Raw genomic sequence first — 25169 nt, 5'->3', positions numbered from 1 at the left:
TCATTTTATCATACAGCAAAAAAACTTCATGAGGAAAATGGTGGCTTAAAAAATGATTTCATTAAAGGAATTATTTTCCCATCGTTTGTGAAATTTATGCACCAGATTTATGATTGGATTGAAGGCAACGTTTAATTATTAAATGCTGCAATCAAAACCAAAGCTAACTTTTATTTCTCCATATTGTCAAGGCCTTCAAAAGCGCCTGCATCACCCTGCGATTTTTCTTCGTTCAACCCCTCCTGCTGCGCTGTTTTATGAATACTCTTTTCAGCCTTAGTCGTGTCCTTATGCTGTTTATTCCTGTTCACTTCTTCACCTAACTTACCAGGCGAACTTGCAGCCTGTGTTTTTTGATAGTCATCTTTTTTATCTTCTTTATTCATAACATTTTTTAATGCATGTTTTATAAATCAATGGAACGCGCAGAATAAAAGCTGCGATGAAAAAATATATTGTAACCGCCGAAGTTTATTCCTTAATGAATAAGAAATTAAATTGTGGGGCTGCCGCCTGTTACCTGTATAGTTGAGCTCGTCATATAACTTGATTCCTGCGATGCAAGCAATACGTAAGCCGGCGCCAGTTCTGCAGGTTGTGCCGCACGTTTTAAAGGCACATTCTTTCCAAAATTTTTTACTTTTTCAGGAGGCATGGTAGAAGGAATGAGCGGTGTCCATACGGGGCCGGGCGCAACACAATTTACCCTTATACCTTTTTCGGCCCAAAGCTGGCCAAGCGCTGCGGTGAAATTTTGTATAGCACCTTTTGTTGCTGCATACGCAAGCAAGCCCGGCGAAGGCTTATAAGCATTGATAGATGTTGTGTTTACAACTGTGCTGCCTGGCCTGAGATGCGGTTCCGCTAACCGGCATAAATAAAACATAGCAAAAACATTTGTTCTGAATGTGCGGTCTATTTCTTCCGCAGACAGTTCCTGTATAGATTTGTGCGACATCTGGAACGCGGCATTGTTTACAAGAATATCTATACCGCCAAGTTCTTTAACTGCACGTTCAATAATTTGCCGGCAATGCACTTCCTCCTGTATATCGCCCGGCATAAGCACGGCTTTCCTGCCTGCTTCGTTTACCCATTTTTCTGTTTCTTTTGCATCTTCATGTTCATTAAGATAAGAGATAAGCACATCTGCGCCTTCACGGGCAAAAGCAATAGCCACGGCACGCCCGATGCCTGAATCTGCGCCGGTAATAACAGCCTTTCTGCCCTTAAGTTTTCCGGAACCTTTATAAGAAGTTTCGCCGTGATCAACTTTCGGCTGCATTTCACTTTCCTTGCCCGGTACCGGTTGTTGCTGTTCAGGCTGGGGCGGTTTAGGATATTGCCCAAGGGGATTTTCCATGTTACTTTTTTTTGCTGTTGTTTGCATCATTTCTTTTAAAATGTTATGATGTTTCAGTTCCAGATATTGTGCCAGTAAAAACTTTGAACAGCATAACTGATGATACAATATTGAAAGAGGTATGGGTAATTTTTTGCAGCGCAGATAATATTAAAAAATTGACGGAGGTGCACGATAAAAATAAGTGTGGCAAATCTTCTATAAAAAATATTCAGCCCAAAATTAAACAGCAAAAGATCAATATAAATAACCGTTCTGCAAGTACGCTTTTACTTAAGGCATATACTTTGATTTAATTCGCCATTATAATTAAAATTATTTTCAATGGCCGAACAACAAAGCGCTTTTTATAAAGCATTTAAAAAAGAATTGCTTGAACCGTTAAAAAATTATCTGCTTAAAAATAATGAAACAATTGCAGTAGCTGAGAGTGTAACATCAGGCCTGCTGCAACTGGCTTTTGGCACCATTAAAGACGCAAGTTGTTTTTACCAGGGTGGAATAACTGCTTATAATTTGGGACAGAAATGCAGGCATTTATTGGTTGAGCCGGTTCATGCTGCGGCCTGCGATTGCATCTCTCAAAATGTTGCCAATGAAATGGCCATGCATGTTTGCACACTATTCAGGAGTAATTGGGGTTTAAGCATTACCGGTTATGCAGCGCCGGTGGAAAAAACCAATGAAGTTTTTGCTTACTGCAGCATCGCTTATAACAAAAGCATTGTTTTTGCTGAAAAAATAGTACCACAACACACAGAACCTTCCGAAATTCAACTTGAATATGCCCATAAACTTCTGCAACATCTTGGGTATTGTATGCATAACATAAAGAATGTGAAGGCACCTTCAATTAAGAATAGTTGAGTTGCAAATATTATCATCTGCCATGTCTGGCGTTTATCAAACACAGGATGGATAAATGGCTAACCAGTAACTCAAGCAGCATAATACCAAACTAATATCAAATGGTGGCAATGCTTTTAAATTCTGCTGCCAGTCGCTTTGTTATCTTCCAAATTCCTTCTCTTATTTCAGTTTCTCCAAAATTTTCTGCTGCGCTTCTTTTAATTCATCTTCGGTAAGCTTTAATTTACCTCTTGTAAAATTCAGGTCATCCATAGTATTAATAGGCACAAGATGCAGGTGCGCATGCGGCACTTCAAGGCCAACAACGGCCATACCGCAACGCTTGCAGGCAAAAGATGCTTCTATAGCTTTTGCTATAGGCTTTGCAAACACAAGTATTGACTGCAGATAATCATCACTTAAATCATAAATCTTATCCACTTCAATTTTTGGTATCACCAGCGTGTGGCCAGGCACAAGAGGGAAAATGTCGAGAAATGCATAAAATTTATCATCTTCTGCAATTTTATAAGAAGGAATTTCGCCGGCAATAATTTTTGAAAATATGCTCATAAAAATATTTTAAACACATCAAAAATAAAAAAGCTGCGCAATGTGCGCAGCTTTAAAGTATAAGCAAAAAAAATTAAATAGCTATTTCTTCAATTTTAAATTTCAGGATACCTGTTGGCGCTTTTACCTCAGCCACTTCACCTTTTTGCTTACCCAGCAACCCCTGGCCTATGGGTGATGAAACAGAGATTTTATTGGCTTTAAGATCGGCCTCTTTTTCACCAACAATCTGGTAAGTAACCGTTTTCTTGGAAGCGACATTGGTGATGGTTACCTTGGTTAAAATAGAAACCTTGCTGGTGTCAATTTCACTTGCATCTACAATTCTTGAATTGGCAATCTGGCCTTCAAGCAATGCAATCTTAGCTTCCAGAATCCCCTGGGCTTCTTTAGCTGAATCATATTCAGCGTTCTCTTTCAAATCGCCCTTTTCTCTTGCTTCGGCAATGGCACGTGAAGCTGCAGGCCTTTCAACAGATTTCATGTGTTGCAATTCCTGCCGCATTTTTTCAAACGCTTCTTTTGAAACGTACATAGTGTCACTCATAATATCTGGTTTTAAACGAGTAAAAAAAAATACAACGCCACAAATACATGCAGCGTTGCATATTACAAATATAGTAAAAATAACCTGTTAAACAAAAGCAACAAATAAAATATTACAGCCTGTTTCGGGCATCTTCACAAGCTATATTGTTTGTTGTAAATACCAATATAAAACAACGTTTTGATCAATAAAAATGGCAGTAAAATGTAATAACCTCAACAGGCAGTGATTTTCTTTTTATCACATAACAATGAAACTTAATCTTATGCAATATTTATAAGAATAATTACAAATTATTATTACTGTAAGACATGTTTCTGAAAAGATGATGTATGTTTTTATAGGGCTTCTAAGCTATGCAACCAATGGTGTGTTTATGGCAATATTCTCAAGCAGTTTTATTCTTCCATTTTTTATATTCAATTTTCATACAATGCCCGCAGGGCCTGTAATTGAGCGCAAGCGCTTCTTTTTCGCCGGTAAAGAAAACCCTGTTTTCCCGCTTCATTCTTTTACCTGAAGCACAACTTAATTTGCCATATATTTTCAGCTTTCTATTTCCTGCAAATGCAATCTCCTGCTTCATGATCTTATTTCGCAAATCAATGGCGGCTATTTCATCATGCTTAATCATTGCATTCCTTATTTGCTTTTGCGCCTTCCCAACCTATGATGGCCGCCTTTCTTGCTGGCCCCCACATATAACCGCCAAAATTTCCTGCTGACTGAATAACACGATGACAAGGAATAAGATATGCTACGGGATTATTACCGATAGCTGTTCCCACTGCTCTTGATGCTTTGGGATTACCTATTTGTTCAGCGATATTTTTGTACGTTGACAGTTTTCCCATCGGTATTTTCAACAGGCTTTCCCATACTTTTAACTGAAAGCCGGTTCCCTTCAAATGCAGCTTAATTTCATTTAGCCTGTTCCAGTCGTTTTGAAAAATGAATAAAGCATTCTGCTGCAATAAATCAAGCTTTCTTTGAAAAGCAGCATTGGGGAATTTATTTTTAAGATTATTGATAGCTTTTTCTTCATCGTCTTCAAAAGCCATGTAACAGATGCCTTTTGAAGTGGAGGCAACAATCAGGCTGCCAAAAGGGCTCTCGGCAAAGCTGTAATTGATAAAAAGATTTTTACCACCATTTTTATATTCGGCAGGCGTCATTCCTTCAATGTTTACAAACAAATCATGCAACCGGCTGGTGCTTGAAAGCCCCGTTTCAAACGTTGCATCAAACAGTGTTGTGCGGCCATCTGCCAGCGTTTTTTTAGCATGCTCCACGCTAATGTATTGCAGGAATTTTTTAGGGCTTGTGCCTGCCCATTCCGTAAATAACCGCTGAAAATGCGAAGGGCTTACATGTATCTTTTCAGCAACTTCATCAAGGTTTGGTTGCTTCCTGAAATTTTGCTGGATATAATCAATAGCTTCCGCTATACGTTTATAATTAATGCTTGCCTGCGTTTCCATTTCATTTAAGTTTTGTAACGCAAAAATCCGCATGATTTTGTTGTTATAAAATCCGAAACCTGCTAAGTTTTATTATGAATAATTCATTCGGTAAAATGGATTTTATTTAAGCCACAGATGCACAGATAATCTGTGCATCTGTGGCTTATAAATTATTAAACCCCGACAATTCCGGGAAGTTTTGAAAATCTTGCTGGTATTAAAAGAAATAGCTTAAAATACAACGTAATATTTAATCTTAACCCTATAAGTTAATGTTGAAAATTGCTGCTTAACCACCCTGCCAAAATTTTGTAATTTTGCAGCCGATGAATCAAACAAATAATAAAAAAATTAAAATAGCAATCCTCGATCTTTATGAAGGTGCTGCCAACCAGGGCATGCGCTGTTTGCAGCAGATCGTGGATGAATGGGCTTTAAAAAATAATAAAGATGTTCAGCTTGATATCTTTGATGTGAGGCTGAAGCTTGAACTGCCCGATCTTTCTTATGATGCATACATTTCAAGCGGTGGCCCCGGCTCGCCGACAGATACCGCCGGTCTTGAATGGGACAAAAAATTTATGCATTGGATTGAGCAGGTAAATAACTGGAATAACGATTTTGCTAACTATCCCAAAAAGCATGTGTTCTTTATTTGCCATAGCTTCCAGCTTGCATGCAGGCATTTTAAAGTGGGGAATGTTTGCGAACGTAATTCAACTTCATTCGGCACATTCCCTGTTCACATGACGCCTGATGGCGCCAACGAAATGGTCTTTGCCGGCATGAAAGACCCTTTTTATGCAGTTGACAGCCGCGATTACCAGGTTATTCAAGCCAATCATAACCGGCTGAAAGAAATGGGTGCTAAAATATTGGCCATTGAAAAAGAACGGCCGCATGTACCGCAATTCGAAAGGGCTATCATGGCTATCCGTTTTAATGATTATTTTATCGGCACGCAATTTCATCCCGAAGCTGACGCCGTTGGCATGACGGTACATTTGCATACGCCTGAAAGAAAAGAAACGGTTATTAAAAATCATGGTGAGCCTAAATGGCAAAGCATGATCGAGCACCTGAACGATCCTGATAAAATTCTATGGACATACAGCCATATACTTCCTAACTTTTTGAATATCGCTGTTGAAGAATTAGTAGAGAATTAATTTTTTGATGACCGGCTGTTGTAATGCTATTTAACTTCCCTGCCTGAACGCAGGCAGGGTTGTGCCACTCACTTCAACAATTGGTTTATTAATCAGCCGCACTTGAAACTTAAAAACACTAAAGGTTATTCCGTTATTCAGCAATGGCTTGCGTCCAGGAATATGCAGGCATTCCGTTTCCAGGAAGAAACATGGCAGCATATCATTAATAATAAAAGCGGTTTGGTAAATGCACCTACCGGTTGCGGTAAAACCTTTTCTGTTTTTCTTGGCAGCCTTATACAGTTCATCAACAATAATCCCGAGACTTATCAAAAAGAAAAAAATAGCGGCTTACAATTATTGTGGATAACACCATTGCGCGCATTGGCAAAAGACATTGGCCGTGCCATGGAAGATGTAGTGCAGGAATTAGGCATGCAATGGCAAACTGGTATCCGCAACGGCGATACCGATATAAACGAACGGCAAAGGCAAACCCGCAATATGCCCGAAGTTTTAATTATCACGCCTGAAAGTTTAATGTTGCTCCTCGCACAAAAAAACTATCCCAATTTCTTTAAATCCCTACATATAATAGCTGTTGACGAATGGCATGAACTGCTTGGCAGCAAACGCGGTGTGCAGGTGGAATTGGCGATAAGCAGGATTTTAGCTGTAAGCTGCAAGCTGCAAGCTGCAAGCGAGGAAAAACCGGCTGGGGTTAAGCGGCAGAAACCCGCAGCTCATAGCACACAGTTCACAGCTTCTGTTTGGGGCATCAGCGCAACCATTGGTAATCTTGATGAGGCGCGTGAGGTGTTGCTGTCGAGCTTAAGCTCTCCCCTCTATAGGAATGGAGTTGGAGGGGAGGTTGTAGTTAAGGCCCGCATGGATAAACGCATCGAAGTAATTTCAGTTCTCCCTGATGAAATTGAAAAATACCCCTGGGCAGGCCATCTTGGTATTAAGCTGGCGGAGAAAGTTGTTCCTATTGTTGAACAAAGCAATACCACACTCATCTTTATCAATACGAGAAGTATGAGTGAATTGTGGTATCAAACTTTGCTTACAATTGCACCACAGTTTGCAGGTGTTATTGCATTGCATCACGGCAGTATTGAACATGAGTTAAGGGTTTGGGTGGAAGAAGCTTTGCATGCACAAAAATTAAAAGCGGTTGTATGCACGGCCAGCCTTGATCTGGGTGTTGATTTTCGCCCTGTTGATACGGTGATACAAGTCGGCTCGCCAAAAGGTGTTGCCCGTTTTTTACAACGCGCCGGCAGAAGCGGCCATGCACCGGGCGACATAAGTAAAGTATATTTTCTGCCCACACATTCACTTGAACTGGTGGAAGCGGCAGCATTAAAATCAGCTATTCATGAACAGGTTATTGAAAGCCGGCAACCCATGTTGTTATGCTTTGATGTGCTCATGCAATACTTATGCACGCTGGCTATTGGCGAAGGTTTTAAGCAGGAAGAAATTTTTGAAGAAATAAAAAGCACTTATTGTTTTAGAGATATTACTGTTGAAGAATGGAATGAAATATTACAGCAGATAACAGGTGGCGGCAGGGCATTGGAAAATTATGATGAATATAAAAAAGTGGAGATTGATGAGAAAGGCCTTTATCGCATCAGAAACCGGCGCATAGCCATGCGGCACCGCATGCAGATAGGCACCATTGTGAGCGATGCCATGATGAAAGTGCGTATGATGAATGGCAGTTATATCGGCATGATAGAAGAATGGTTTTTAAGCCGCCTCGAACCTGGTGATGCATTCACTTTTGCAGGCCGAAACCTTGAACTGGTAATGATAAAAGAAATGACGGCGCATGTAAAAAAATCATCCAAAAAAAAATCTATTATTCCAAGCTGGATGGGCGGCCGCATGAGTTTAACCGCTAATCTTGGGATGATATTACGCCGCACTTTCAACAAAGCATTAAAGCCTGATTCACCTGAACTGAAAGCATTGCAGCCTTTGTTTAAACTGCAGCAACAGCTATCGCATATTCCGCAGAGTGACGAGTTGCTTATTGAACAAATTGAAAGTAAAGATGGCTTTCACTTATTGGTTTATCCTTTTGAAGGCAGGCAGATTCATGAAGCCATGAGTTCTATTCTCGCCTGGAGAATAAGCCAGATAACGCCTATTACTTTTTCCATTGCCATGAATGATTATGGCTTTGAATTATTAAGCGATCAGCCGGTGCCTGTGGATGATACCAATGTGCGTGAATTGTTTACCACAAATGATCTGATAGCCGATATTCAGCGCAGCGTAAATTCTGTTGAAATGGCTTCGAGAAAATTTCGCGATATAGCTGTTATTGGCGGATTAATTTTTACAGGTTATCCCGGCGAGCCAAAGAAAGCGAAACATTTGCAGGCGTCTGCATCATTGTTGTTTAAGGTATTCAGTGAATATGACCCGAATAATATTTTACTGAGACAGGCTTATCATGAAGTGTTTGAACAGCAAATGGAAGAAGTGCGTTTGCGCACAGCTTTGGAAAGGATTCAGCAGAATGAGATCATTTTAAAATTTCCGCAACGTTTCACACCGCTCTCCTTCCCTATTATTGTGGATGGATTAAGCCGTTATAACCTTTCATCAGAAAGGTTTGAAGACAGGATAAGGAAAATGCAAAACCAGTTGGAAGAATGATGGCTTTTATCAAATACCAATCGTCAGAATTTTAAAGCAAATAAATAATCAATGCTCAATATTCAATACGCAATGCTCAATTGGAAACAAACTGAATATTGATTATTGTATATTGAATATTGAGTGTTTCTATAAAATAGAAATCTTTGCAACACTTTAAAAAATATTAATTGAAAACATTTATATCAATCTTATTTGCGTTTGCTTCGTTCATTGCAAAAGCACAAACTGGTTCAGCTAAAACATTGCTCTGGGAAATAACAGGGCCGGGCATTTCAGCGCCTTCCTATTTATATGGAACTATTCATTTAATGTGCCCGGATGATATTGTGGTAAGCACGGAACTACGTGCAAAATTCTATTCAACCAAACAATTATACCTGGAGCTTGACATGGATGACCCGTCCATACTGATGAAGACCATGCAGCAAATGACTATGAAAAATGATACAACGCTTCAACAACTTTTACCTCCAAGGCAATATGATTCTGTTGTATCGGCCTTTCAGAATATATCGGGGCTTCCGCTTACCATGATGCAAAAGATGAAGCCGCAATTAATTGAATCTGCTATTTATCCAAAATTGCTTGGATGCGATGGCGCGCAGGCATGGGAGCAAAAATTTATGCAGATGGCAAAAGCCAATAATATGGAAATTAAAGGGCTTGAGCAGGTGGAAGACCAGTTAAAAATATTTGATGAAATTCCTTATAAAGCACAGGCCGAAGAATTTGCGCAATCTGTGCTGCACATTGACAGCGTTAAAAAAAGTTTTGATAAGATGCTTGCTTTATACAAGCAAAAAGACCTTGCCGCTTTAAGCAAAATGATGGATGAAACAAGCACTCCTTCTGATTTTATGGACATGCTGCTGAACAACCGCAATAAAAAATGGATACCTGAAATTATTGGGCAGGCCAAATTAAAACCCACATTTTTTGCTGTTGGCGCAGCCCATCTTGGTAATGACAATGGCGTTATTAGCTTGTTAATACAAAAAGGATATACCGTTACGCCCGTTTTCTATTAAAAAAATTTCAACACAATAAACCTTTTACATTTCTGCAATTCAATTGGTTTAATGTGGCATACTGTTGGTACTTATTAAATCAGCAAATTTTCTTATGAAACGCCCATGTAAAATTCTTCACACACAGGGGATTTTCATCAGGGCGTTCCATTAGACCATTGAAAAACAAATATATACGAATGAAAAAGCTATTTGTAATTTTTAGCCTTACTGCAAGCGCTTTAATTTTCAATAGCTGCAGCACTTCCCATTATGTTGCAGAACAACCTGTAGCGCCTGTTTATACAAGGCCTGTTTCGCCGGGACCAACATACGTGTGGGTTGACGGAGACTGGCGCTGGCGCAGAGGCCGTTATGTTTATGTAAACGGGCACTGGGCAAGGCCAAGGTCGCACCGGGCCTGGGTTAACGGCAATTGGGCAAGAGGGCCTCATGGTTTTTACTGGAGAAAAGGGCATTGGAGATAACATAATAAAAGGCTGCTTTCTGCAGCCTTATTTAATATTGTTTTTAAATAAACGATGTTGAATATTTATGAGATCGGCTCTGCTGTTAAATGTATCTTGGTCATTTGCAGGTAATGATTCTGGAGTTGATGAACGTATTGTATATTAGGATTAATACGCTTGTCATCACGGTACCATATATCCATGTGACTAAAATCGTCTGCTTTAGGTATCAGCATTCTGAATGAGCCTTTTTTATATTTCACAGAACCATCAGGCTGCACTTCTTTTACAAAATTTAATTTCAATAAGGCTGCATCGCTTACAGGCAGCGGGTAAAGGTCTTCTGTTTCAAACCAGAATTCCTGCACATCTGTTGCAAGGCAAACCTGCTTTTCATCACCATTTAAATTCACCACTTCGCCTTCCCATTTTTTGCCTTCATATTCTCCCAAAACGTAATCGCCGATTTTAATTTCATTGAACTTTATCATATAGCTTGTTTTTTGGAAAAGATTAAAATTAATTTTCGTTTTTAATGCAGCAGCTTTAGCTAATTAAATGCAATTGATTAGCTTCCGCGGTTTGCCCCGGTTGAACGCACTTTTTGTTTAGCGCCGTCAGGTTTGGAATTTGCTTTTATGAATTTGGAATTACTGCCCGACGCAGCCTGGCTTTTCTGGCCTTTATTTGCTGCTTTTTTGTTATTCACTGGTAATGACATAGCAATAGATTTAAATTAAAAATAGATTGTAAGATAGTGTTTTCTGTAATTTATAAACAAAGTGCCGTTAAACTTTTACTGAAGTCTTTTCTTCTTCCTGCTTTCTTTCTTCTGCTTTTTGCTTCAGGTAATTTATGCTTAAATTAAGTTCATAACCTATGAGCAACATCAATGAATTAATAAAAATAAGCAACATGGTTATAAGTAAAGCGCTGATGGAGCCATACACACGGTTATAGCTTGAAAAATTCTGCGCCCATATTGAAAAGCCCCAGGTGGCTAATACAATAAGAACCGTGGCAAACACTGCGCCCGGCGACCATAACCGCCATCGTTTTTGTACGGAAGGCGCATATTTGTAAGTATAGGCAATGGAATAAAAAAACAGGAATATTACAAGCAGCCAGCGCAATATTTCTGTCCAGAAATTTTTATTTGTTCCGCTCATGCCAATCCAGTTTAGGAAAGACGCAAACAATGCACCCTGCCCTATGCTTAATAATATGGTTGCAATTACCAGAAATATTACTACCACTGTAAGTTTGATAGCACGAAGCCTGCGCTGCATAAATTTTTTTGGGGTCTTAACTAACAGCGATGAATCGAATGTGCGAATAACACCAAGCATGGCATTAGACGAATAAAATAATGCCAGGATGAAACCTATGGACAATAGTCCTTTTTTAGGTTTATTAAATAAGTCGAGCATGGTGGTTATAATCAATGCCCGCGATTCTGAATTGGGCATTACGTCAGAAATGAATTTAAACAATTCATCCTGCATGTTTTGGGCCACCGGGAAATAAGGTATTAATGTAAAAAGAAAAATAGCCGCTGCAGGTATGGCCATTATAAAATTGAAAGCAATGGCCGCAGCCCTGTCTCTTATGCCAATCCTGTTTATCTGGCTTATTACAAACGTTACCACATCATAAAGGTATAAACCATAAAAACCAGGCAATATCATGGCCTTGCTTTTCCTTATAAGAAAAGCAACTGGTTTTAGCCCGGTAAGAAATTTTTCAAATTTCGTCAATGTGGTAATGTTTTATTTAAACTATCCTGTTGCCTTTTAGCTATTTGTTCATTCAAAGCCTGCTGGTACAGTTTAGCATATTTAGTATGTTCAGCAAAGTTATTGGAGAACTGATGGTAGCCGCTAAAATCGCTCTTTGCTACGAAAAACAAATAATCTGTTGCAGGCGCATTCAGCACAGCATCAATGGTAACCGGAGATGGCGTACAGATCGGCCCGGGCGGCAAACCTTTATTCCGATATGTATTATACGGCGATTCCGTATTAAGCTGGCCATAATAAATTCGCTTTAATGCAAAGTTCTTCAAGGCAAATTTTATGGTTGGATCAGCAGCAAGCGGCATGCCGCCGTTCAGCCTGTTTATATACACGCTGGCAATATTTCCTTTTTCATCGTTCTTATTGGTTTCTTCTTCCACAATTGAGGCCAGGGTATAAACCTGCTGCCTTGTTAAATTAAGCGCTTGCGCTTTTTGAATGCGGTCATTTTTGCTCCAGAATTTATCTTCTTCATCTTTTAAGCGCAACAATATTTTTCTGGTTGATGTATTCCAGTTAAGAAAATAGGTATCAGGAATAATAACCGTCATTAAGGTATTGGTGTCAACGCCTAATGTTTGCAAAGAATCATTATTAGTCAGATACAATAAAGCCTGCAGCGAATCGGTTGAAAAATTTTTGCCGATGATCTTTGCAAGGTCCTGCGGAACACGCAATTTGTTAATTACGAGGCGCACCGGGCTTTGTGTATTATTCCGCAGTTTTCGCAATACATCAAAAATACTTTCACCATTTTTTATTTCAAACCTTCCCGGCGTTATACGGTTCCAGGCCTTTGCAGGTTTTGCCAGCATCTTAAAAATAAAAACTGTACGAATAATATGCCCTGTATCTAATTGCCTTTCTATTTGCGTTTGCGCGCTGATATCATCCCGCACATATAAATATTTAGCCTTGCCTTCAAACTCTGTAGCAGCGCCAAATACAAGCCATGCAGCTATCAATGCCAGCAACACTATTATCAAAGCTGAAATGCCCAATGCTTTCTTCATATATAACAAAGTTAAGCGCCTGAGATTATTATACTTATCCTGATAATGAAACAAAAATCCCCTGCTGCTGCAAGGGATTTCTTATCGAAAATAGTGTTTTAAAAATGATTAATCTTCCTGAGGTTTTGGTTTAGGTTCAGGCTTAGGCATTAAAGCTTTGCGGCTTAATTTAAACTTGCCCGTTTTAGGATCAAGGCCTATAAGTTTCACCTTTACTATATCGCCTTCTTTAAATACGCCTTCCATGGTTTCAAGGCGTTTCCAGCTTATTTCGCTGATATGCAATAAGCCTTCTTTCTTTGGCAGGAATTCAACAAAAGCGCCATAAGGCTGTATGGTTTTCACCTTAGCTTCATACACTTCACCCACCTGCGGTACGGCAACAATTCCTTTAACCCATTTAAGTGCTCTTTCAACACTTTCTTTATTGGTTGAGAAGATGCTTACTTCGCCAAAGTTGCCAACCTCTTCAATGTTAATGGTGGTGCCGGTTTCTTTTTGAATTTCCTGTATCACTTTACCACCGGGGCCAATAACGGCGCCAATAAATTCTTTATCGATTATAAGTTTCTCCATGCGTGGTGCATGCGGTTTAACTTCTTCCCTTGCAACAGGCATGGCTTCATACATAGCATCTAAAATATGCAGCCTTCCTTTGCGGGCCTGTTCCAATGCTTCACGCATTACATCCATGCTCAGGCCATCGATCTTGATATCCATCTGCACACCACATATACCATCGCGGGTGCCGGTAACTTTAAAATCCATATCACCCAAATGATCTTCATCGCCTAAAATATCGGTAAGGATAGCATACTTGTTATCGCTTGATCTTGTGATTAATCCCATCGCAACACCGCCCACATGCTTTGGAAGGGGAACACCTGCATCCATTAATGCAAGAGAACCTGCGCAAACCGTAGCCATGGAAGAGGAGCCATTACTTTCCAGTATATCGCTCACCACACGCACGGTATAAGCATAATCATTGCCCGGCATCATTTGTTTTAAGCTGCGCATGGCAAGGTTACCGTGGCCTACTTCTCTTCTGCCCGGCCCACGCATAGGCTTTACTTCACCGGTTGAAAACGGAGGGAAGTTATAGTGAAGGATAAATTTACTGTAATCGCTTGTGGCAGCGCTTTCAACTAATAACTCATCTAAAGGCGTACCTAAAGTAACGGTGGTTAATGATTGCGTTTCGCCACGTGTAAATAATGCCGAACCATGCGGTGCAGGTAAAACATCGGTTTCCATATTCAGCGAGCGCACTTCATCCAGCTTACGGCCATCCAAACGTTTGCGGTCGTCCAGTATCATGTTACGAACCACTTCCCACTGCAAATCTTCATAATATTTTTTTGCAAGCTTACGGTGTTCGTCCGTTGTATCTTCCGGCAAGCTTAAAAGCAATTCATCTTTAACAAGCTTAAACGCTTCAGACCTTTCGTGTTTTGCAGTGCCACCCGCGGCTACCTGGTATAAGCGGTCTTTGCAAAAGGCTATTACTTTTTCTTTCAGCTCTTCATTTTGTTCAGGCAAAGCATATTCGCGTTTGCCTTTAACGCCCACTTTATCTCTCAACTCCTGCTGCGCTTTAATCTGAACGCGAATAGCGTCATGTGCAAGCTGTAAAGCCTTTACCAGGTCTTCTTCACTGCATTCCTGGCTTTCACCTTCCACCATCATTAAGTTCTTCTCGGTAGCGCCGATGATAAAATCCATATCAGCTTTGGCAAGATCGGAGCGTTTTGGATTTACAACCATTTCGCCATCAACCCTGGCCACACGCACTTCTGAAATAATTTCTTTTACCGGAACGTCAGAAACAGCCAGTGCAGCACTTGCAGCAAGGCAAGCCAGTGAATCTGGCATTACTTCAGGATCGGATGAAACAAGCGTAACCAGCACCTGCACATCGCAGAAATAATCGTCGGGAAATAAAGGGCGTAATGCCCGGTCAATTAAACGGCTTATCAAAATTTCATAATCGTTCAGCCTTCCTTCACGTTTAAAGAAAGAACCCGGGATTCTTCCGGCGGAAGCAAACTTTTCGTTGTAATCAACGGTTAAAGGAAACCAGTCCTGCCCTTCTTTGGGCTCTTTGGCGGCAACAACCGTTGCGAGTATAATACAGTTTCCCTGGCGAACGGTAACGGAACCATCGGCCTGGCGGGCCAGCCTGCCCGTTTCTATAATAACTTCCTGCCCGTCAGGCAGTTTAAAACTTGATTGAAATGGTTGAGATAACATAAAATTCATTTTAAAAAGAGAGAGAATAATACGTGCTGCGGGAGATGATAACAGTCACGTTAAGGTATTTGGCGAAACTACCGGCAAGAATAATTGCAAATAAAAGCAATCCCAACCATTGCAGTTGGGATTGCTTTTATTATCTATAATTATTTTCTTAAACCAAGCTTCTCAATAAGTGCGCGGTAACCCTGCAGGTCTTTTTTCTGAAGATAGGTTAACAGGCGTTTACGTTGGCCAACCATGTGCATAAGACCGCTATGTGTATCGAAGTCTTTTTTATTGCTTTGCAAATGTTTGGAAATACTTGAAATACGTTCAGTTAGTAAAGCGATCTGTGCTTCAATTGAACCGGTATTTTCTGCTTTGCCACCAAAATTGGCAAAAATTGTTTGTTTTTTTTCAGTAGTTAAATAAGACATCTTAATTAATTTAATTGCATCCAGATTTTTTCATCCTTCTATATAGGGGCGCAAAAGTAGCGCAAAAAGCTGAATTAACAGTTTTATTATAGTAAATTAATTGATAAAGAGAGCGGGAATTTCCTTATGCCCAGCCATTTGCCCTGCTTATTCCCAGCATTAATCCCCGCAATTCTGCCAAACCGCGCATGCGTCCAATGCAGGAATAACCGGGATTGGTTTGTTTGCCCATATCATCCAGCATCACATGCCCGTGATCGGGCCTGAACGGAATAGGCGCATTCACTTTTTGCTGAATGCTCAGCACTTCCTTTGCCACGGCATACATATCAGTATTGCCGCCAAGATGATCGGCTTCATAAAAATTACCAAATTCATCTCTTTTCGTATTACGCAGGTGCACAAAATGCAGACGATCGCCAATAGCCTGAACAATTTCAGGCAGATTATTTTTAATACCCGCGCCCAGAGAGCCTGAGCAAAAGCATATACCATTGCTTTTATTTTTCACAGAAGAAAGAATAAATTCAATATCCTCTTTGTTGCTTACAATTCGTGGCAGGCCTAAAATGTCAAATGGCGGATCATCCGGATGAATAGCCAATTTTATGTTTTCTTCATCAGCAACGGGTGCAATTTCCTGCAAAAAATATTTCAGGCTTTCACGCAGGGCTGTATGATCAATATCTTTATACCAATCCAGTTTTTCCTGCACTTCTTCCACGGTTATCTTTTTTTCACCGGGTAAACCAAATAACACGATGCGTGTAATTTCATCCAGTTGTGATTGCGAATATTGCTTAAACCTTTTTTCTGCTTCTGTAATAATAGTGCTGTTGTAACTTTCAGCAGCGTTTTTTCTTTTTAAAATATGTATATCAAAAACAGCCAGGTCAAACCAGTTAAAATACAAGGCACGTGAACCATCAGGCATGAGATAATCAAGGTTAGTACGCGTCCAGTCTGTAACCGGCATAAAATTGTAAGTAACGGTTTTTATACCGCAGGCGGAAAGATTGCGCAATGTTTCTTTATACTGCTCAATATATTTTTTATACCCGCCGGTTTGTGTTTTTATGGATTCATGCACTGTAACGCTTTCAACAACATCCCAGGTTAAGCCTGCGGCTTCAATAATGTCTTTTCTTTTTTTAATTTCATCAATCGTCCAAACATCGCCGTGCGGTACCTGGTGCAAAGCATTTACAATGCCAGTGGCGCCTGTTTGCAAAATATCCTTTAGTGTAACGGGGTCATCAGGACCAAACCACCGCCATGTTTCTTTTAACTGCATAATTTTTCCAGGTTAATTATTTGTTGAATAATTTTTATTGCTGCAAAAGTATCTTGTATTCATTACCAATATGGGCAATGTGATAAATAATATCATTTGTAAATTTTGTTATAAAGATGCCCCGTTTCTGTAAAAAATAAAATATAATCAACCAATTTACAGCCTGTAATACAATTACACATTTTCATTAGGTTTGCCACTCTTAAAATTCATGCATGAAGAAAATTAACTGGAGCAAGGTTACACCGCATCTTATTGCCATTGCTATTTTTTTAGTAGTGGCACTTATTTATTGCAAGCCTGCTTTACAGGGAAAAGTATTGCAGCAGGGAGACATCATTCATTGGAAAGGCATGGCGCAGAATTCTTTTAAATATAAAGAAACGCACGGGCATTTTCCTCTATGGACAAATGGCATGTTCAGCGGTATGCCGGCTTTCCAGATTACCCAGGACCCTTCCAATCCCTTTAACCTGATTTATCTGCATAAGGTTTTCTCATTGTTCCTTGGTAAACCGTTCCAGTTTTTCTTTTTGTTATGCCTGGGTTTTTATTTTTTAAGCCAGGTATATAAAGTTGATTACAGAATTGGCATTGCCGGTGCACTTGCTTATGCGTATGCATCGTTTAGTCCAATACTGGTGGTAGCGGGCCATGAATCGCAGGTGCTTGTAATGGCATATATGCCTGCATTGCTTGGCGCCGTATTGCTTGTATATCAAAAAAAATATTGGGTGGGCGCAGCACTTACAGCGTTGTTTACCAGTTTATTTATTGCCCTAAACCACTTGCAGGTAACCTATTATTTTTTAATAATTGCCTGTTTTATGACATTGTATTATGTCATAAAATGGGTTCGTGAAAAGGAATATAAACATCTTATTAAATCGCTGGTTATTGTTGGCATCATGGGTATTATAGGCGTGGCGTCAAACATGGTAATATTAGCCACTACTTATGATTTTTCCAAGGCCACCATGCGTAATGGCGTATTGAATTTAGATTCCAATAATACGTCAACAAAATCAACAGGCTTGCCTGTTGATTATGCTTTTCAGTGGAGCTTTCAGAAGTCAGAAGTTTTATCAATGCTCGTTCCTGATATTTATGGCGGGGTATCATCAGGCGGTAATGGCCTTGATAAAAATTCACATTTTGCAAAACTGGCAATACAAAGCGGTGTACCGGAAGACCAGGCTGTTCAACTTGCATCATCAATGCCAACATATTGGGGTGAACAACCATTTACTTCAGGGCCTGTTTATCTTGGTGCTATTATTTGCTTTCTGTTTGTTTTTGGAATGGTCTACCTGAAACGAAAAGATAAATGGTGGATACTGGCAGCCAGTGTTCTTGCCATCATGATGAGTTGGGGCAGGTTCTTCCCTGAATTCAATAATTTTCTATTTAACTACCTTCCCCTGTATAATAAATTCAGGGTTCCAACATACACACTTATTATTCCGCAATTGTTATTTCCTCTTCTTAGTATAGTTGCTTTACAGCAATTATTTTTTAGCGAAAACGACAAAACTTATGTGTGGAAAAAATTAAAGGTTTCAGGGCTTGTAATGATTGGAGCGTTTCTCCTGGCTGCCATGTTTTATTCAAGTTTTACGTATGAGTCATCAACAGATGGTTCAACCGTAAATTATCTAAGCCAGTTGACTGGTGGCAATAAAGATGTTGCCAATAACTTTTACAATGCATTAAAACAAGACAGGCAATCATTATTTGGCAGCGATATTATACGGTCATTAATATTTGTTGTACTTGCTTTTGGGCTTATCTGGTTGTACACAAAAGATAAACTCAAATCTTCATACGCAATGCTTGCAATTTTATTGTTAAGCTCTATTGATGTATTGGCCGTAGGAAGAAGATATTTAAATGATGAAAAATTTCAAACAAAAGAAGACCAGCAGGCACAAAGCTTTACACCTTCGGCTGTTGACCAGCAGATAATGCAGGATACAAGCTATTACCGCGTGCTTAATTTAACAGCCGATGTATTTAACGATGCCATGACGTCTTACTTTCATAATTCCATTGGTGGTTATAACCCGGCCAAGCTTGCTATTTACCAGGATTTAATTACCTACCAGTTAAGCAGCAAACTAAACATCAACGTGCTTAACATGCTCAACACAAAGTATGTGATTAACCGCGGTCAACAGGGACAGGCCGAAGTTCAAATCAACCCTGGTAATCTTGGGCCTTGCTGGTTTGCAAAACAGGTAGCTTATGTGAAAGATGATGCAGCGGCTATGCGGGCCCTGGATAATAACAATCCTGCTGACAGTGCAATTGTAGAAGAAGCTGAAAAAAGCAAAATTCCGTTTACACCGGCGTTCGATAGCACAGCATCTATTCATTTAATAAAGAATGATAACGATGTAATAACATACTCAAGTAAAAGCAATGCCAACCAGTTTGCAGTATTCAGCGAAATATATTATGATCGCGGATGGAAGGCATACATTGATGATAAAGAAACCCCGATTGTAAGAACAGATTATGTGCTGCGTGGCCTGGCTGTGCCCGCAGGCACTCACAATATCCGCTTTGAGTTTAAACCTGCATCATTTTATAACAGCTTAATTATTGCCATTATTGCATCCGCTATAGTATGGTTACTGTTAGCAGTTGCAGCATTCGTGCAGGTAAAGAAAAAATCAAAACAAATTATATAAATAAAAAAAAGTCCCCCCGATATGTAATCGGGAGGACTTAAAATTTCTATTAACACTAAAGTTAAAACTGCTTATTTTTTCTTTGCAGCTGCTTTTTTAGGAGCCGCTTTTTTTGCAGCTGCTTTCTTGGGAGCTGCTTTTTTAGGAGCTGCTTTCTTTGCTACTTTTTTAGGAGCTGCCTTTTTAGCGGCTGCTTTTTTAGGAGCAGCTTTTTTTGCTACCTTCTTAGGGGCTGCTTTTTTTGCGGCTTTTTTTGCTGTTGCCATAGTTTTGAAATTTAATGGTTAGTAAAATAATTTGACTAAAGTATAAACTATATTACTATGCGCCAAAAAAATTATCCATATAAAGTGGATAACTCATTTATATGGATAATACTATGGATGTAAAAATAAACTATAAGTAAGCTATGCCTGCGCAGGCATTACAGATACTGTAGTTTTATTGGCCTTTGTTTTCTTAAATTCAACAACGCCATCTGTAAGTGCAAACAAAGTAAAGTCTTTACCAACACCAACATTCTGACCAGGATGATAAACTGTTCCCCTTTGACGAACAATTATATTACCCGCAATAGCAGGCTGGCCACCATAAATTTTTACTCCTAAACGTTTGCTTTGCGAGTCGCGGCCATTTTTTACGCTGCCTTCACCTTTTTTATGTGCCATAATATTTTATTTAAAAACATTAAATAACAAATTTCAAAATCAAATCTCGTTTGTTATTAATGCGTGGTTTTGAAATTTAATTAAGCTATGCTTTCAATTTTAATTTGTGTGTATTGCGTTCTGTGGCCATGTTTCTTGCGAAAGCCTTTTCTCCTTTTCATCTTAAAAGCAATTACTTTATTGCCTTTAACCAGATCGTTTACAATTTCAGCCTTAACGGTTGCACTTGCATCTTTACCTGCAGAAAGTTTGCCATCAGCATTTACTAATAATATATCTGAGAATTCAACTTTATCTCCACTTTTACCTGCAATATGTGGTACATACAGGCTTTGCCCTTCCTGCACTTTGAATTGCTGACCGGCAATTTTAACTATAGCGAACATAACTTTTAAAAATTTGGACGGCAAAGGTAATGTTTTACTGCATATTTATGAAAAGAAATTTGCAAATATTCTCCTAACCTTCTTCTAAAGGCGGTTTTTAAAAGCACTTACTATTAAATTTGCGGCTTTAGCGTTTGCTTATGTATCTAAAATCCTTGTTAGCACGTCCGTTATCTACTTATGTTTCCGCCAAGACAAAGAAATGGATGGAATCCGCCGTTGAAGACCAGGAAAAAATAATGAAAACGCTGGTAAAATCAGCAAGGCAAACTGATTTCGGCAAAGATCATGGCTTTGATAAAATTGAATCTTATGAAGATTTCAAACGGCAAATCCCTGTGCGTGATTACGAACAACTTAAACCTTATGTTGAAAAAATTAAAGAAGGCAGGGAAAATGTACTCTGGAAAGGCAAGCCTATTTACCTCGCCAAAACCAGTGGTACCACGAGTGGTATAAAATATATACCCATTTCAAAACAATCAATTTCCAATCATATTGAAACAGCGAGAAATGCTTTGCTGTGTTATATGGCCGAGAGTGGCAACTCGCTTTTTGCTAACGGTAAAATGATTTTTCTGAGCGGCTCGCCTGAGCTGGAGCGCATTGGAGGCATACCCACCGGCAGGTTAAGCGGCATAGTAAACCATCACGTTCCAAGATATTTAAGAGGCAATCAACTCCCCACTTATGAAACAAATTGCATTGATGACTGGGAAACCAAACTGGATGCCATTGTAAAAGAAACCATCAAAGAAGATATGACGCTTATCAGCGGCATTCCGCCATGGATGCAAATGTATTTCGACAGGCTGATGGAAGTCTCCGGCAAAAAAGTGGGCGAACTGTTTAAAAATTTGTCGGTGCTGGTTTATGGCGGCGTAAACTTCGAACCTTATAAAAGCAGGATTGAAGAAAGCGTAGGCAGAAAGATTGATTCCATTGAATTGTTTCCTGCAAGCGAAGGTTTTTTTGCTTTCCAGGATTCACAGAAAGCAGAAGGCCTGTTATTAAATACCGATTCAGGTATCTTCTTTGAATTCATTCCGGCAAATGAAATTGGGAAGCCTGATCCGCAGAGGCTGCAGTTAAAAGATGTAAAGGTTAATGAAAACTATGCAATGATCGTAAGCAATAATGCAGGCCTCTGGGCTTACGATGTTGGCGACATGATAAAATTCGTAAGCGTTAAACCTTACCGCCTTGTGGTTACCGGAAGAACCAAACATTTTATTTCAGCTTTTGGCGAACATGTAATTGGAGAAGAAGTGGAGTTTGCATTAACCCATGCAGCGGGAAAATTAAACACAAACGTTATTGAATTTACCGTAGCGCCAATGGTAGCGCAAAAGGAAGGCAAAAGTTATCATGAATGGTTCATTGAATTTGAAGACATGCCTGAAAACATTACAGCGCTTGCTGAAGAAATTGATAACACCCTTCGGGAAAAAAATATTTACTACGACGACCTGATAAGCGGTAATATTCTTGAACCTTTAAAAATAGTGCCCATACGAAAGAATGGTTTTATAGATTATATGAAATCAATTGGCAAACTGGGCGGCCAGAATAAACTTCCACGCTTAAGCAACGAAAGGATAATTGCAAACGCTTTATATAATTACAAAGCCAATTAACGTTGTTGTTTCAGTAAATACATTTCATTTTACTTTCAGGTATTGTATTTGCTTAACGGCGTATCTTAATTCTTTTATCTTTACAAAATTCAAGCAGCAGCTATGGTTAAACGTATTGCAATTTTTGGTTCAACAGGTTCAATAGGCACACAGGCTTTGGAAGTAATAGAGGCAAACCCTGATAAATTTTCCGTAGAAATTCTTACCGCTTATACCAATGATAAATTATTAATTGAACAGGCGCTGAAGTTTAACCCCAATATTGTTGTAATTGCAGATGATAGAAAATATGAAATAGTAAAAGACGCTTTATCCAATACGCCCATTAAAGTATTTGCCGGCGAAAAGGCTTTGAATGAAGTGGCGCTGATGGATTCATACGATTTAATGCTGGCTGCCATTGTGGGCTATGCCGGTTTCCAGCCAACGTTTAATGCTATTGAAGCAGGAAAACCCGTTGCACTGGCCAACAAAGAAACGCTGGTGGTAGCAGGTGATATTGTAATGCAAAAAGCCTTTGAAAAAAGGGTTCCTGTTATTCCTGTTGACAGTGAGCACTCGGCTATTTTTCAATGTTTGGTTGGCGAAGGCAGGAATAAAATTGAAAAGATAATCCTCACCGCAAGCGGCGGTCCGTTTCTTGGTAAAAAACCGAATTTTTTAGTGAATGTAAAACGCGATCATGCATTGCAACATCCCAACTGGGCAATGGGCGCTAAAATAACTATTGACTCTGCCACCCTTATGAATAAAGGACTGGAAATGATAGAAGCCAAATGGCTGTTCAGTCTGCATCCCGACCAGATACAGGTTATGATCCATCCGCAAAGCATTATACACAGCATGGTGCAGTTTGAAGATGGCAGCATAAAAGCACAAATGGGCTTGCCTGATATGAAACTGCCCATTCAATATGCGCTGGCATTTCCGCAAAGACTACCTAATCAATTTCCACGATACGATTTTAAAAAACCTTCTACCTTAAACTTTGAAGAACCCGATTTACGCACGTTCCGCAATCTTGTGCTTGCAACAGAGGCCTTATACAAAGGCGGCAATATGCCCTGCATTTTAAATGCAGCTAACGAAATTGCTGTTTATGCTTTTCTGCGTAATAAAATAGGCTTCCTTGATATTACTGCTGTTATTGAAAAAACAATGGAGAAAATTAAATTTATAGAAAAGCCTGTGCTTACCGATTATTTTGAAAGCGATGCCGAAGCCCGTCAATACGCCGCATCATTAATACAATTATAAATTGACAACTGCGCCATTTATCCGGCTTATATTATTTGATTAACAAATGAATTGCTATCATTGCAAAATTTTTAAAGTTGTTTGAATGTATTCAGTATTATAAGCTCTAATGCTAAAACTGAATAAACGAATCAACAGTTGAAGTGTTGCGACGCAACAGGCGATGCCATAAAAACAAAAGCTGGTATCATAAAAAAATTGCGAAGCAATCTTAAAACATTTACAAACTTAAAAAGTCCGCCGTGGCGGATTAGGCTACTATGACATTATTAGCAATCGACTGGACAAGTGTTGGCGTTAAAATACTTCAGTTTATTTTATCATTTTCTATATTGGTTACACTGCACGAGCTGGGCCATTATGCCACTGCAAAATGGTTTAAATGCCGTGTTGAAAAATTCTACTTGTTTTTTGATCCGTGGTTCAGCATCTGGAAAAAAAAGATCGGTGAAACCATTTACGGAATTGGCTGGGTGCCTTTTGGCGGCTACGTGAAAATTTCGGGCATGGTGGATGAGAGCATGGATAAGGAACAAATGAAACAACCGCCAAAACCTTATGAGTTCAGGAGCAAACCCGCATGGCAACGTTTAATAATAATGGTGGCCGGTGTGTTTATGAATGTGGTGCTGGCAATCGTAATTTTTATAACAATTACATGGGTTTGGGGCGACCGTTATATTCCTGTTGAGAATTTAAAATATGGCGTATATGCTGATAGCCTTGGCACTAAAATAGGCCTGAAAGATGGCGATAATATTGTGCTTGTAGATACAACAAGAATTGAAAAAGTGGGCACGGTTGGCTCCACTATTATTATTAACCAGGCTAAATCTGTTACAATTAACCGGAATGGGGAGTTGATTAAATTGCCGCTGCCGCCGGGTTTTATCAGCCAGTTAAACAAAAACAGGCTGGGCGGTTTTTCGTATGTGCGTTTACCGCTTATTGTTGACTCTGTTTTAGAAAAAGCAAAAATTAAATCGGGCAATTTACAAAAAGGTGATTCTGTTATTGCCTTTAATAATTCTCCTGTACATTATAATGCCGATTATGTAAGGCTTGCAAAAGAATATAAAAATAAAGACGGCGTTATAACTGTTTTGCGCAATGGCAAAGACACCGTTAATGCAACCGTTACTTTTGATGATAACGGTAATAACTATATTGGCTTTAGAGGCGCTGATAAGGTTTTAGGCATCAAACAAATTAATTATACTTTTTTTGAGGCCATTCCTGCAGGCATGAACAAATGCTGGGAAACACTTGACAAATATGTACGTAATTTAAAACTGCTTTTTACTTCATCTGAAGTTAAAGTAAGCGATTCACTCGGCAGCGTAATCAGTATAGGCGATGCTTTCTCCGGCGTTTGGGACTGGCAAAGTTTCTGGACGCTTACTGCAATCTTTTCCATTCTTCTTGCATTCATGAATATACTGCCCATACCGGCCTTGGATGGCGGCCACGCATTGTTCTGTATTTATGAAATTATCACCGGGCGCAAACCAACGGATAAATTCATGGAATACGCACAAATGTTTGGTATGATCTTATTGCTTGGTTTAATGGCCTATGCACTGGGATTGGATATTTTCAGGCTGTTTAAATAATATAATTCGTTTACAGCATTAGCTGTAACGACAGT

At 39.4% G+C, this 25169-nt stretch carries 25 protein-coding genes; 9 read left to right on the top strand and 16 right to left on the bottom strand.

Annotated features, from left to right (window positions below; translation table 11 throughout):
• Window positions 1–170: 170 nt before the first annotated feature.
• Both BM015_RS20490 and BM015_RS20485 read right to left on the bottom strand, forming a co-directional pair.
• Window positions 171–386 carry a hypothetical protein gene (locus BM015_RS20490; RefSeq protein WP_090663091.1) on the bottom strand — a complete coding sequence of 72 codons (216 nt, stop codon included), beginning with the start codon at window positions 384–386 and terminating at the stop codon, window positions 171–173.
• A 107-nt stretch (window positions 387–493) separates the two neighbouring features.
• On the bottom strand, window positions 494–1363 hold the full coding sequence (locus BM015_RS20485; protein ID WP_090663120.1) for an SDR family oxidoreductase: 870 nt from the start codon (window positions 1361–1363) through the stop codon (window positions 494–496).
• Window positions 1364–1687: 324 nt separating this feature from the next.
• On the opposite strand from BM015_RS20485, the gene BM015_RS20475 reads away from it, so the two are divergent.
• Window positions 1688–2230, top strand: a complete 543-nt coding sequence (locus tag BM015_RS20475) for a CinA family protein (protein WP_090663087.1) — start codon at window positions 1688–1690, stop codon at window positions 2228–2230.
• A 162-nt stretch (window positions 2231–2392) separates the two neighbouring features.
• Here BM015_RS20475 and BM015_RS20470 read toward each other — a convergent pair whose 3' ends face one another.
• The 4 genes from BM015_RS20470 to BM015_RS20455 all read right to left on the bottom strand — a co-directional run bounded on the left by BM015_RS20470 (window position 2393) and on the right by BM015_RS20455 (window position 4813).
• Window positions 2393–2785: an HIT family protein gene (locus BM015_RS20470; protein ID WP_090663084.1), complete on the bottom strand. Its 393-nt coding sequence runs from the start codon at window positions 2783–2785 to the stop codon at window positions 2393–2395.
• A 73-nt stretch (window positions 2786–2858) separates the two neighbouring features.
• Window positions 2859–3332, bottom strand: a complete 474-nt coding sequence (gene greA / locus BM015_RS20465; RefSeq protein ID WP_090663083.1) for a transcription elongation factor GreA — start codon at window positions 3330–3332, stop codon at window positions 2859–2861.
• Window positions 3333–3720: 388 nt separating this feature from the next.
• The gene (locus BM015_RS20460) at window positions 3721–3966 is read right to left on the bottom strand and encodes an Ada metal-binding domain-containing protein (protein WP_090663081.1); all 246 of its coding nucleotides are present in this window, start codon (window positions 3964–3966) and stop codon (window positions 3721–3723) included.
• A complete protein-coding gene (locus BM015_RS20455) occupies window positions 3959–4813 on the bottom strand; it encodes a bifunctional helix-turn-helix domain-containing protein/methylated-DNA--[protein]-cysteine S-methyltransferase (RefSeq protein WP_090663119.1) in 855 nt (284 codons plus the stop codon). Before BM015_RS20455 ends, BM015_RS20460 begins: the two co-directional genes overlap by 8 nt.
• A gap of 308 nt (window positions 4814–5121) precedes the next feature.
• On the opposite strand from BM015_RS20455, the gene BM015_RS20450 reads away from it, so the two are divergent.
• The 4 genes from BM015_RS20450 (at window position 5122) to BM015_RS20435 (ending at window position 10120) form a co-directional block, all read left to right on the top strand.
• Window positions 5122–5964: a type 1 glutamine amidotransferase gene (locus tag BM015_RS20450; RefSeq protein WP_090663079.1), complete on the top strand. Its 843-nt coding sequence runs from the start codon at window positions 5122–5124 to the stop codon at window positions 5962–5964.
• A gap of 102 nt (window positions 5965–6066) precedes the next feature.
• The gene (locus BM015_RS20445) at window positions 6067–8622 is read left to right on the top strand and encodes a ligase-associated DNA damage response DEXH box helicase (RefSeq protein ID WP_090663076.1); all 2556 of its coding nucleotides are present in this window, start codon (window positions 6067–6069) and stop codon (window positions 8620–8622) included.
• 170 nt (window positions 8623–8792) lie between these two features.
• Window positions 8793–9653 (top strand): TraB/GumN family protein, encoded by an 861-nt coding sequence (locus BM015_RS20440; RefSeq protein ID WP_090663074.1) that lies wholly within the window; start codon window positions 8793–8795, stop codon window positions 9651–9653.
• Window positions 9654–9832: 179 nt separating this feature from the next.
• Window positions 9833–10120: a YXWGXW repeat-containing protein gene (locus tag BM015_RS20435; protein WP_090663070.1), complete on the top strand. Its 288-nt coding sequence runs from the start codon at window positions 9833–9835 to the stop codon at window positions 10118–10120.
• A 65-nt stretch (window positions 10121–10185) separates the two neighbouring features.
• Here BM015_RS20435 and BM015_RS20430 read toward each other — a convergent pair whose 3' ends face one another.
• From BM015_RS20430 to uxuA, 7 genes are all read right to left on the bottom strand, one after another.
• Window positions 10186–10593 carry a hypothetical protein gene (locus BM015_RS20430; RefSeq protein WP_090663068.1) on the bottom strand — a complete coding sequence of 136 codons (408 nt, stop codon included), beginning with the start codon at window positions 10591–10593 and terminating at the stop codon, window positions 10186–10188.
• Window positions 10594–10670: 77 nt separating this feature from the next.
• The gene (locus BM015_RS21665) at window positions 10671–10823 is read right to left on the bottom strand and encodes a hypothetical protein (RefSeq protein WP_177191980.1); all 153 of its coding nucleotides are present in this window, start codon (window positions 10821–10823) and stop codon (window positions 10671–10673) included.
• Between the two features lie 67 nt (window positions 10824–10890).
• The gene (locus BM015_RS20425) at window positions 10891–11859 is read right to left on the bottom strand and encodes a YihY/virulence factor BrkB family protein (protein ID WP_090663066.1); all 969 of its coding nucleotides are present in this window, start codon (window positions 11857–11859) and stop codon (window positions 10891–10893) included.
• Complete coding sequence (mltG, locus tag BM015_RS20420; RefSeq protein ID WP_143075932.1) at window positions 11856–12911, bottom strand: endolytic transglycosylase MltG; 1056 nt, start codon at window positions 12909–12911, stop codon at window positions 11856–11858. The genes BM015_RS20425 and mltG overlap by 4 nt, the downstream gene beginning before the upstream one ends.
• Window positions 12912–13019: 108 nt before the next feature.
• Complete coding sequence (gene pnp / locus BM015_RS20415) at window positions 13020–15164, bottom strand: polyribonucleotide nucleotidyltransferase (protein WP_090663117.1); 2145 nt, start codon at window positions 15162–15164, stop codon at window positions 13020–13022.
• Between the two features lie 149 nt (window positions 15165–15313).
• Window positions 15314–15586: a 30S ribosomal protein S15 gene (gene rpsO / locus BM015_RS20410; RefSeq protein WP_090663063.1), complete on the bottom strand. Its 273-nt coding sequence runs from the start codon at window positions 15584–15586 to the stop codon at window positions 15314–15316.
• A gap of 124 nt (window positions 15587–15710) precedes the next feature.
• Window positions 15711–16880: a mannonate dehydratase gene (uxuA, locus tag BM015_RS20405; RefSeq protein ID WP_218148588.1), complete on the bottom strand. Its 1170-nt coding sequence runs from the start codon at window positions 16878–16880 to the stop codon at window positions 15711–15713.
• 215 nt (window positions 16881–17095) lie between these two features.
• Between uxuA and BM015_RS20400 the strand changes: the two genes are divergently transcribed.
• Window positions 17096–19573 (top strand): YfhO family protein, encoded by a 2478-nt coding sequence (locus BM015_RS20400; RefSeq protein WP_090663060.1) that lies wholly within the window; start codon window positions 17096–17098, stop codon window positions 19571–19573.
• A gap of 71 nt (window positions 19574–19644) precedes the next feature.
• Here BM015_RS20400 and BM015_RS20395 read toward each other — a convergent pair whose 3' ends face one another.
• The 3 genes from BM015_RS20395 to rplU all read right to left on the bottom strand — a co-directional run bounded on the left by BM015_RS20395 (window position 19645) and on the right by rplU (window position 20627).
• Entirely contained in the window at window positions 19645–19839 is a 195-nt protein-coding gene (locus tag BM015_RS20395; RefSeq protein ID WP_090663058.1) for a hypothetical protein, read from the bottom strand.
• A gap of 141 nt (window positions 19840–19980) precedes the next feature.
• Window positions 19981–20241: a 50S ribosomal protein L27 gene (rpmA, locus tag BM015_RS20390; RefSeq protein WP_090663055.1), complete on the bottom strand. Its 261-nt coding sequence runs from the start codon at window positions 20239–20241 to the stop codon at window positions 19981–19983.
• A gap of 80 nt (window positions 20242–20321) precedes the next feature.
• On the bottom strand, window positions 20322–20627 hold the full coding sequence (gene rplU, locus BM015_RS20385) for a 50S ribosomal protein L21 (protein WP_090663053.1): 306 nt from the start codon (window positions 20625–20627) through the stop codon (window positions 20322–20324).
• Between the two features lie 206 nt (window positions 20628–20833).
• Here rplU and BM015_RS20380 point away from each other — a divergent pair, with 206 nt between their 5' ends.
• The 3 genes from BM015_RS20380 (at window position 20834) to rseP (ending at window position 25134) form a co-directional block, all read left to right on the top strand.
• Window positions 20834–22264, top strand: coding sequence for a GH3 auxin-responsive promoter family protein (locus BM015_RS20380; RefSeq protein WP_245751526.1), 1431 nt, complete (start codon window positions 20834–20836; stop codon window positions 22262–22264).
• A 102-nt stretch (window positions 22265–22366) separates the two neighbouring features.
• Window positions 22367–23521 (top strand): 1-deoxy-D-xylulose-5-phosphate reductoisomerase, encoded by a 1155-nt coding sequence (locus tag BM015_RS20375; protein WP_090663049.1) that lies wholly within the window; start codon window positions 22367–22369, stop codon window positions 23519–23521.
• 260 nt (window positions 23522–23781) lie between these two features.
• The gene (gene rseP / locus BM015_RS20370; protein ID WP_090663047.1) at window positions 23782–25134 is read left to right on the top strand and encodes an RIP metalloprotease RseP; all 1353 of its coding nucleotides are present in this window, start codon (window positions 23782–23784) and stop codon (window positions 25132–25134) included.
• Window positions 25135–25169 lie beyond the last annotated feature (35 nt).

Origin of the sequence: Parafilimonas terrae, assembly GCF_900115755.1 — a bacterium.
Lineage (GTDB): Bacteria > Bacteroidota > Bacteroidia > Chitinophagales > Chitinophagaceae > Parafilimonas > Parafilimonas terrae.
The sequence above is the reverse complement of the archived record's forward strand: the minus strand, read 5'-3'. Positions and strand labels throughout refer to the sequence as shown.

Coding starts and splice junctions, on each gene's coding strand:
- BM015_RS20490 (WP_090663091.1), bottom strand. CDS start 386: ATGAATAAAGAAGATAAAAAAGATGACTATCAAAAAACACAGGCTGCA.
- BM015_RS20475 (WP_090663087.1), top strand. CDS start 1,688: ATGGCCGAACAACAAAGCGCTTTTTATAAAGCATTTAAAAAAGAATTG.
- uxuA (WP_218148588.1), bottom strand. CDS start 16,880: ATGCAGTTAAAAGAAACATGGCGGTGGTTTGGTCCTGATGACCCCGTT.
- mltG (WP_143075932.1), bottom strand. CDS start 12,911: ATGAAGAAAGCATTGGGCATTTCAGCTTTGATAATAGTGTTGCTGGCA.
- BM015_RS20400 (WP_090663060.1), top strand. CDS start 17,096: ATGAAGAAAATTAACTGGAGCAAGGTTACACCGCATCTTATTGCCATT.
- BM015_RS21665 (WP_177191980.1), bottom strand. CDS start 10,823: ATGTCATTACCAGTGAATAACAAAAAAGCAGCAAATAAAGGCCAGAAA.
- BM015_RS20380 (WP_245751526.1), top strand. CDS start 20,834: ATGGAATCCGCCGTTGAAGACCAGGAAAAAATAATGAAAACGCTGGTA.
- BM015_RS20430 (WP_090663068.1), bottom strand. CDS start 10,593: ATGATAAAGTTCAATGAAATTAAAATCGGCGATTACGTTTTGGGAGAA.
- BM015_RS20485 (WP_090663120.1), bottom strand. CDS start 1,363: ATGGAAAATCCCCTTGGGCAATATCCTAAACCGCCCCAGCCTGAACAG.
- rseP (WP_090663047.1), top strand. CDS start 23,782: ATGACATTATTAGCAATCGACTGGACAAGTGTTGGCGTTAAAATACTT.
- rplU (WP_090663053.1), bottom strand. CDS start 20,627: ATGTTCGCTATAGTTAAAATTGCCGGTCAGCAATTCAAAGTGCAGGAA.
- greA (WP_090663083.1), bottom strand. CDS start 3,332: ATGAGTGACACTATGTACGTTTCAAAAGAAGCGTTTGAAAAAATGCGG.
- pnp (WP_090663117.1), bottom strand. CDS start 15,164: ATGTTATCTCAACCATTTCAATCAAGTTTTAAACTGCCTGACGGGCAG.
- BM015_RS20395 (WP_090663058.1), bottom strand. CDS start 19,839: ATGGCAACAGCAAAAAAAGCCGCAAAAAAAGCAGCCCCTAAGAAGGTA.
- rpmA (WP_090663055.1), bottom strand. CDS start 20,241: ATGGCACATAAAAAAGGTGAAGGCAGCGTAAAAAATGGCCGCGACTCG.
- BM015_RS20450 (WP_090663079.1), top strand. CDS start 5,122: ATGAATCAAACAAATAATAAAAAAATTAAAATAGCAATCCTCGATCTT.
- BM015_RS20455 (WP_090663119.1), bottom strand. CDS start 4,813: ATGGAAACGCAGGCAAGCATTAATTATAAACGTATAGCGGAAGCTATT.
- BM015_RS20460 (WP_090663081.1), bottom strand. CDS start 3,966: ATGATTAAGCATGATGAAATAGCCGCCATTGATTTGCGAAATAAGATC.
- BM015_RS20470 (WP_090663084.1), bottom strand. CDS start 2,785: ATGAGCATATTTTCAAAAATTATTGCCGGCGAAATTCCTTCTTATAAA.
- rpsO (WP_090663063.1), bottom strand. CDS start 15,586: ATGTCTTATTTAACTACTGAAAAAAAACAAACAATTTTTGCCAATTTT.
- BM015_RS20435 (WP_090663070.1), top strand. CDS start 9,833: ATGAAAAAGCTATTTGTAATTTTTAGCCTTACTGCAAGCGCTTTAATT.
- BM015_RS20375 (WP_090663049.1), top strand. CDS start 22,367: ATGGTTAAACGTATTGCAATTTTTGGTTCAACAGGTTCAATAGGCACA.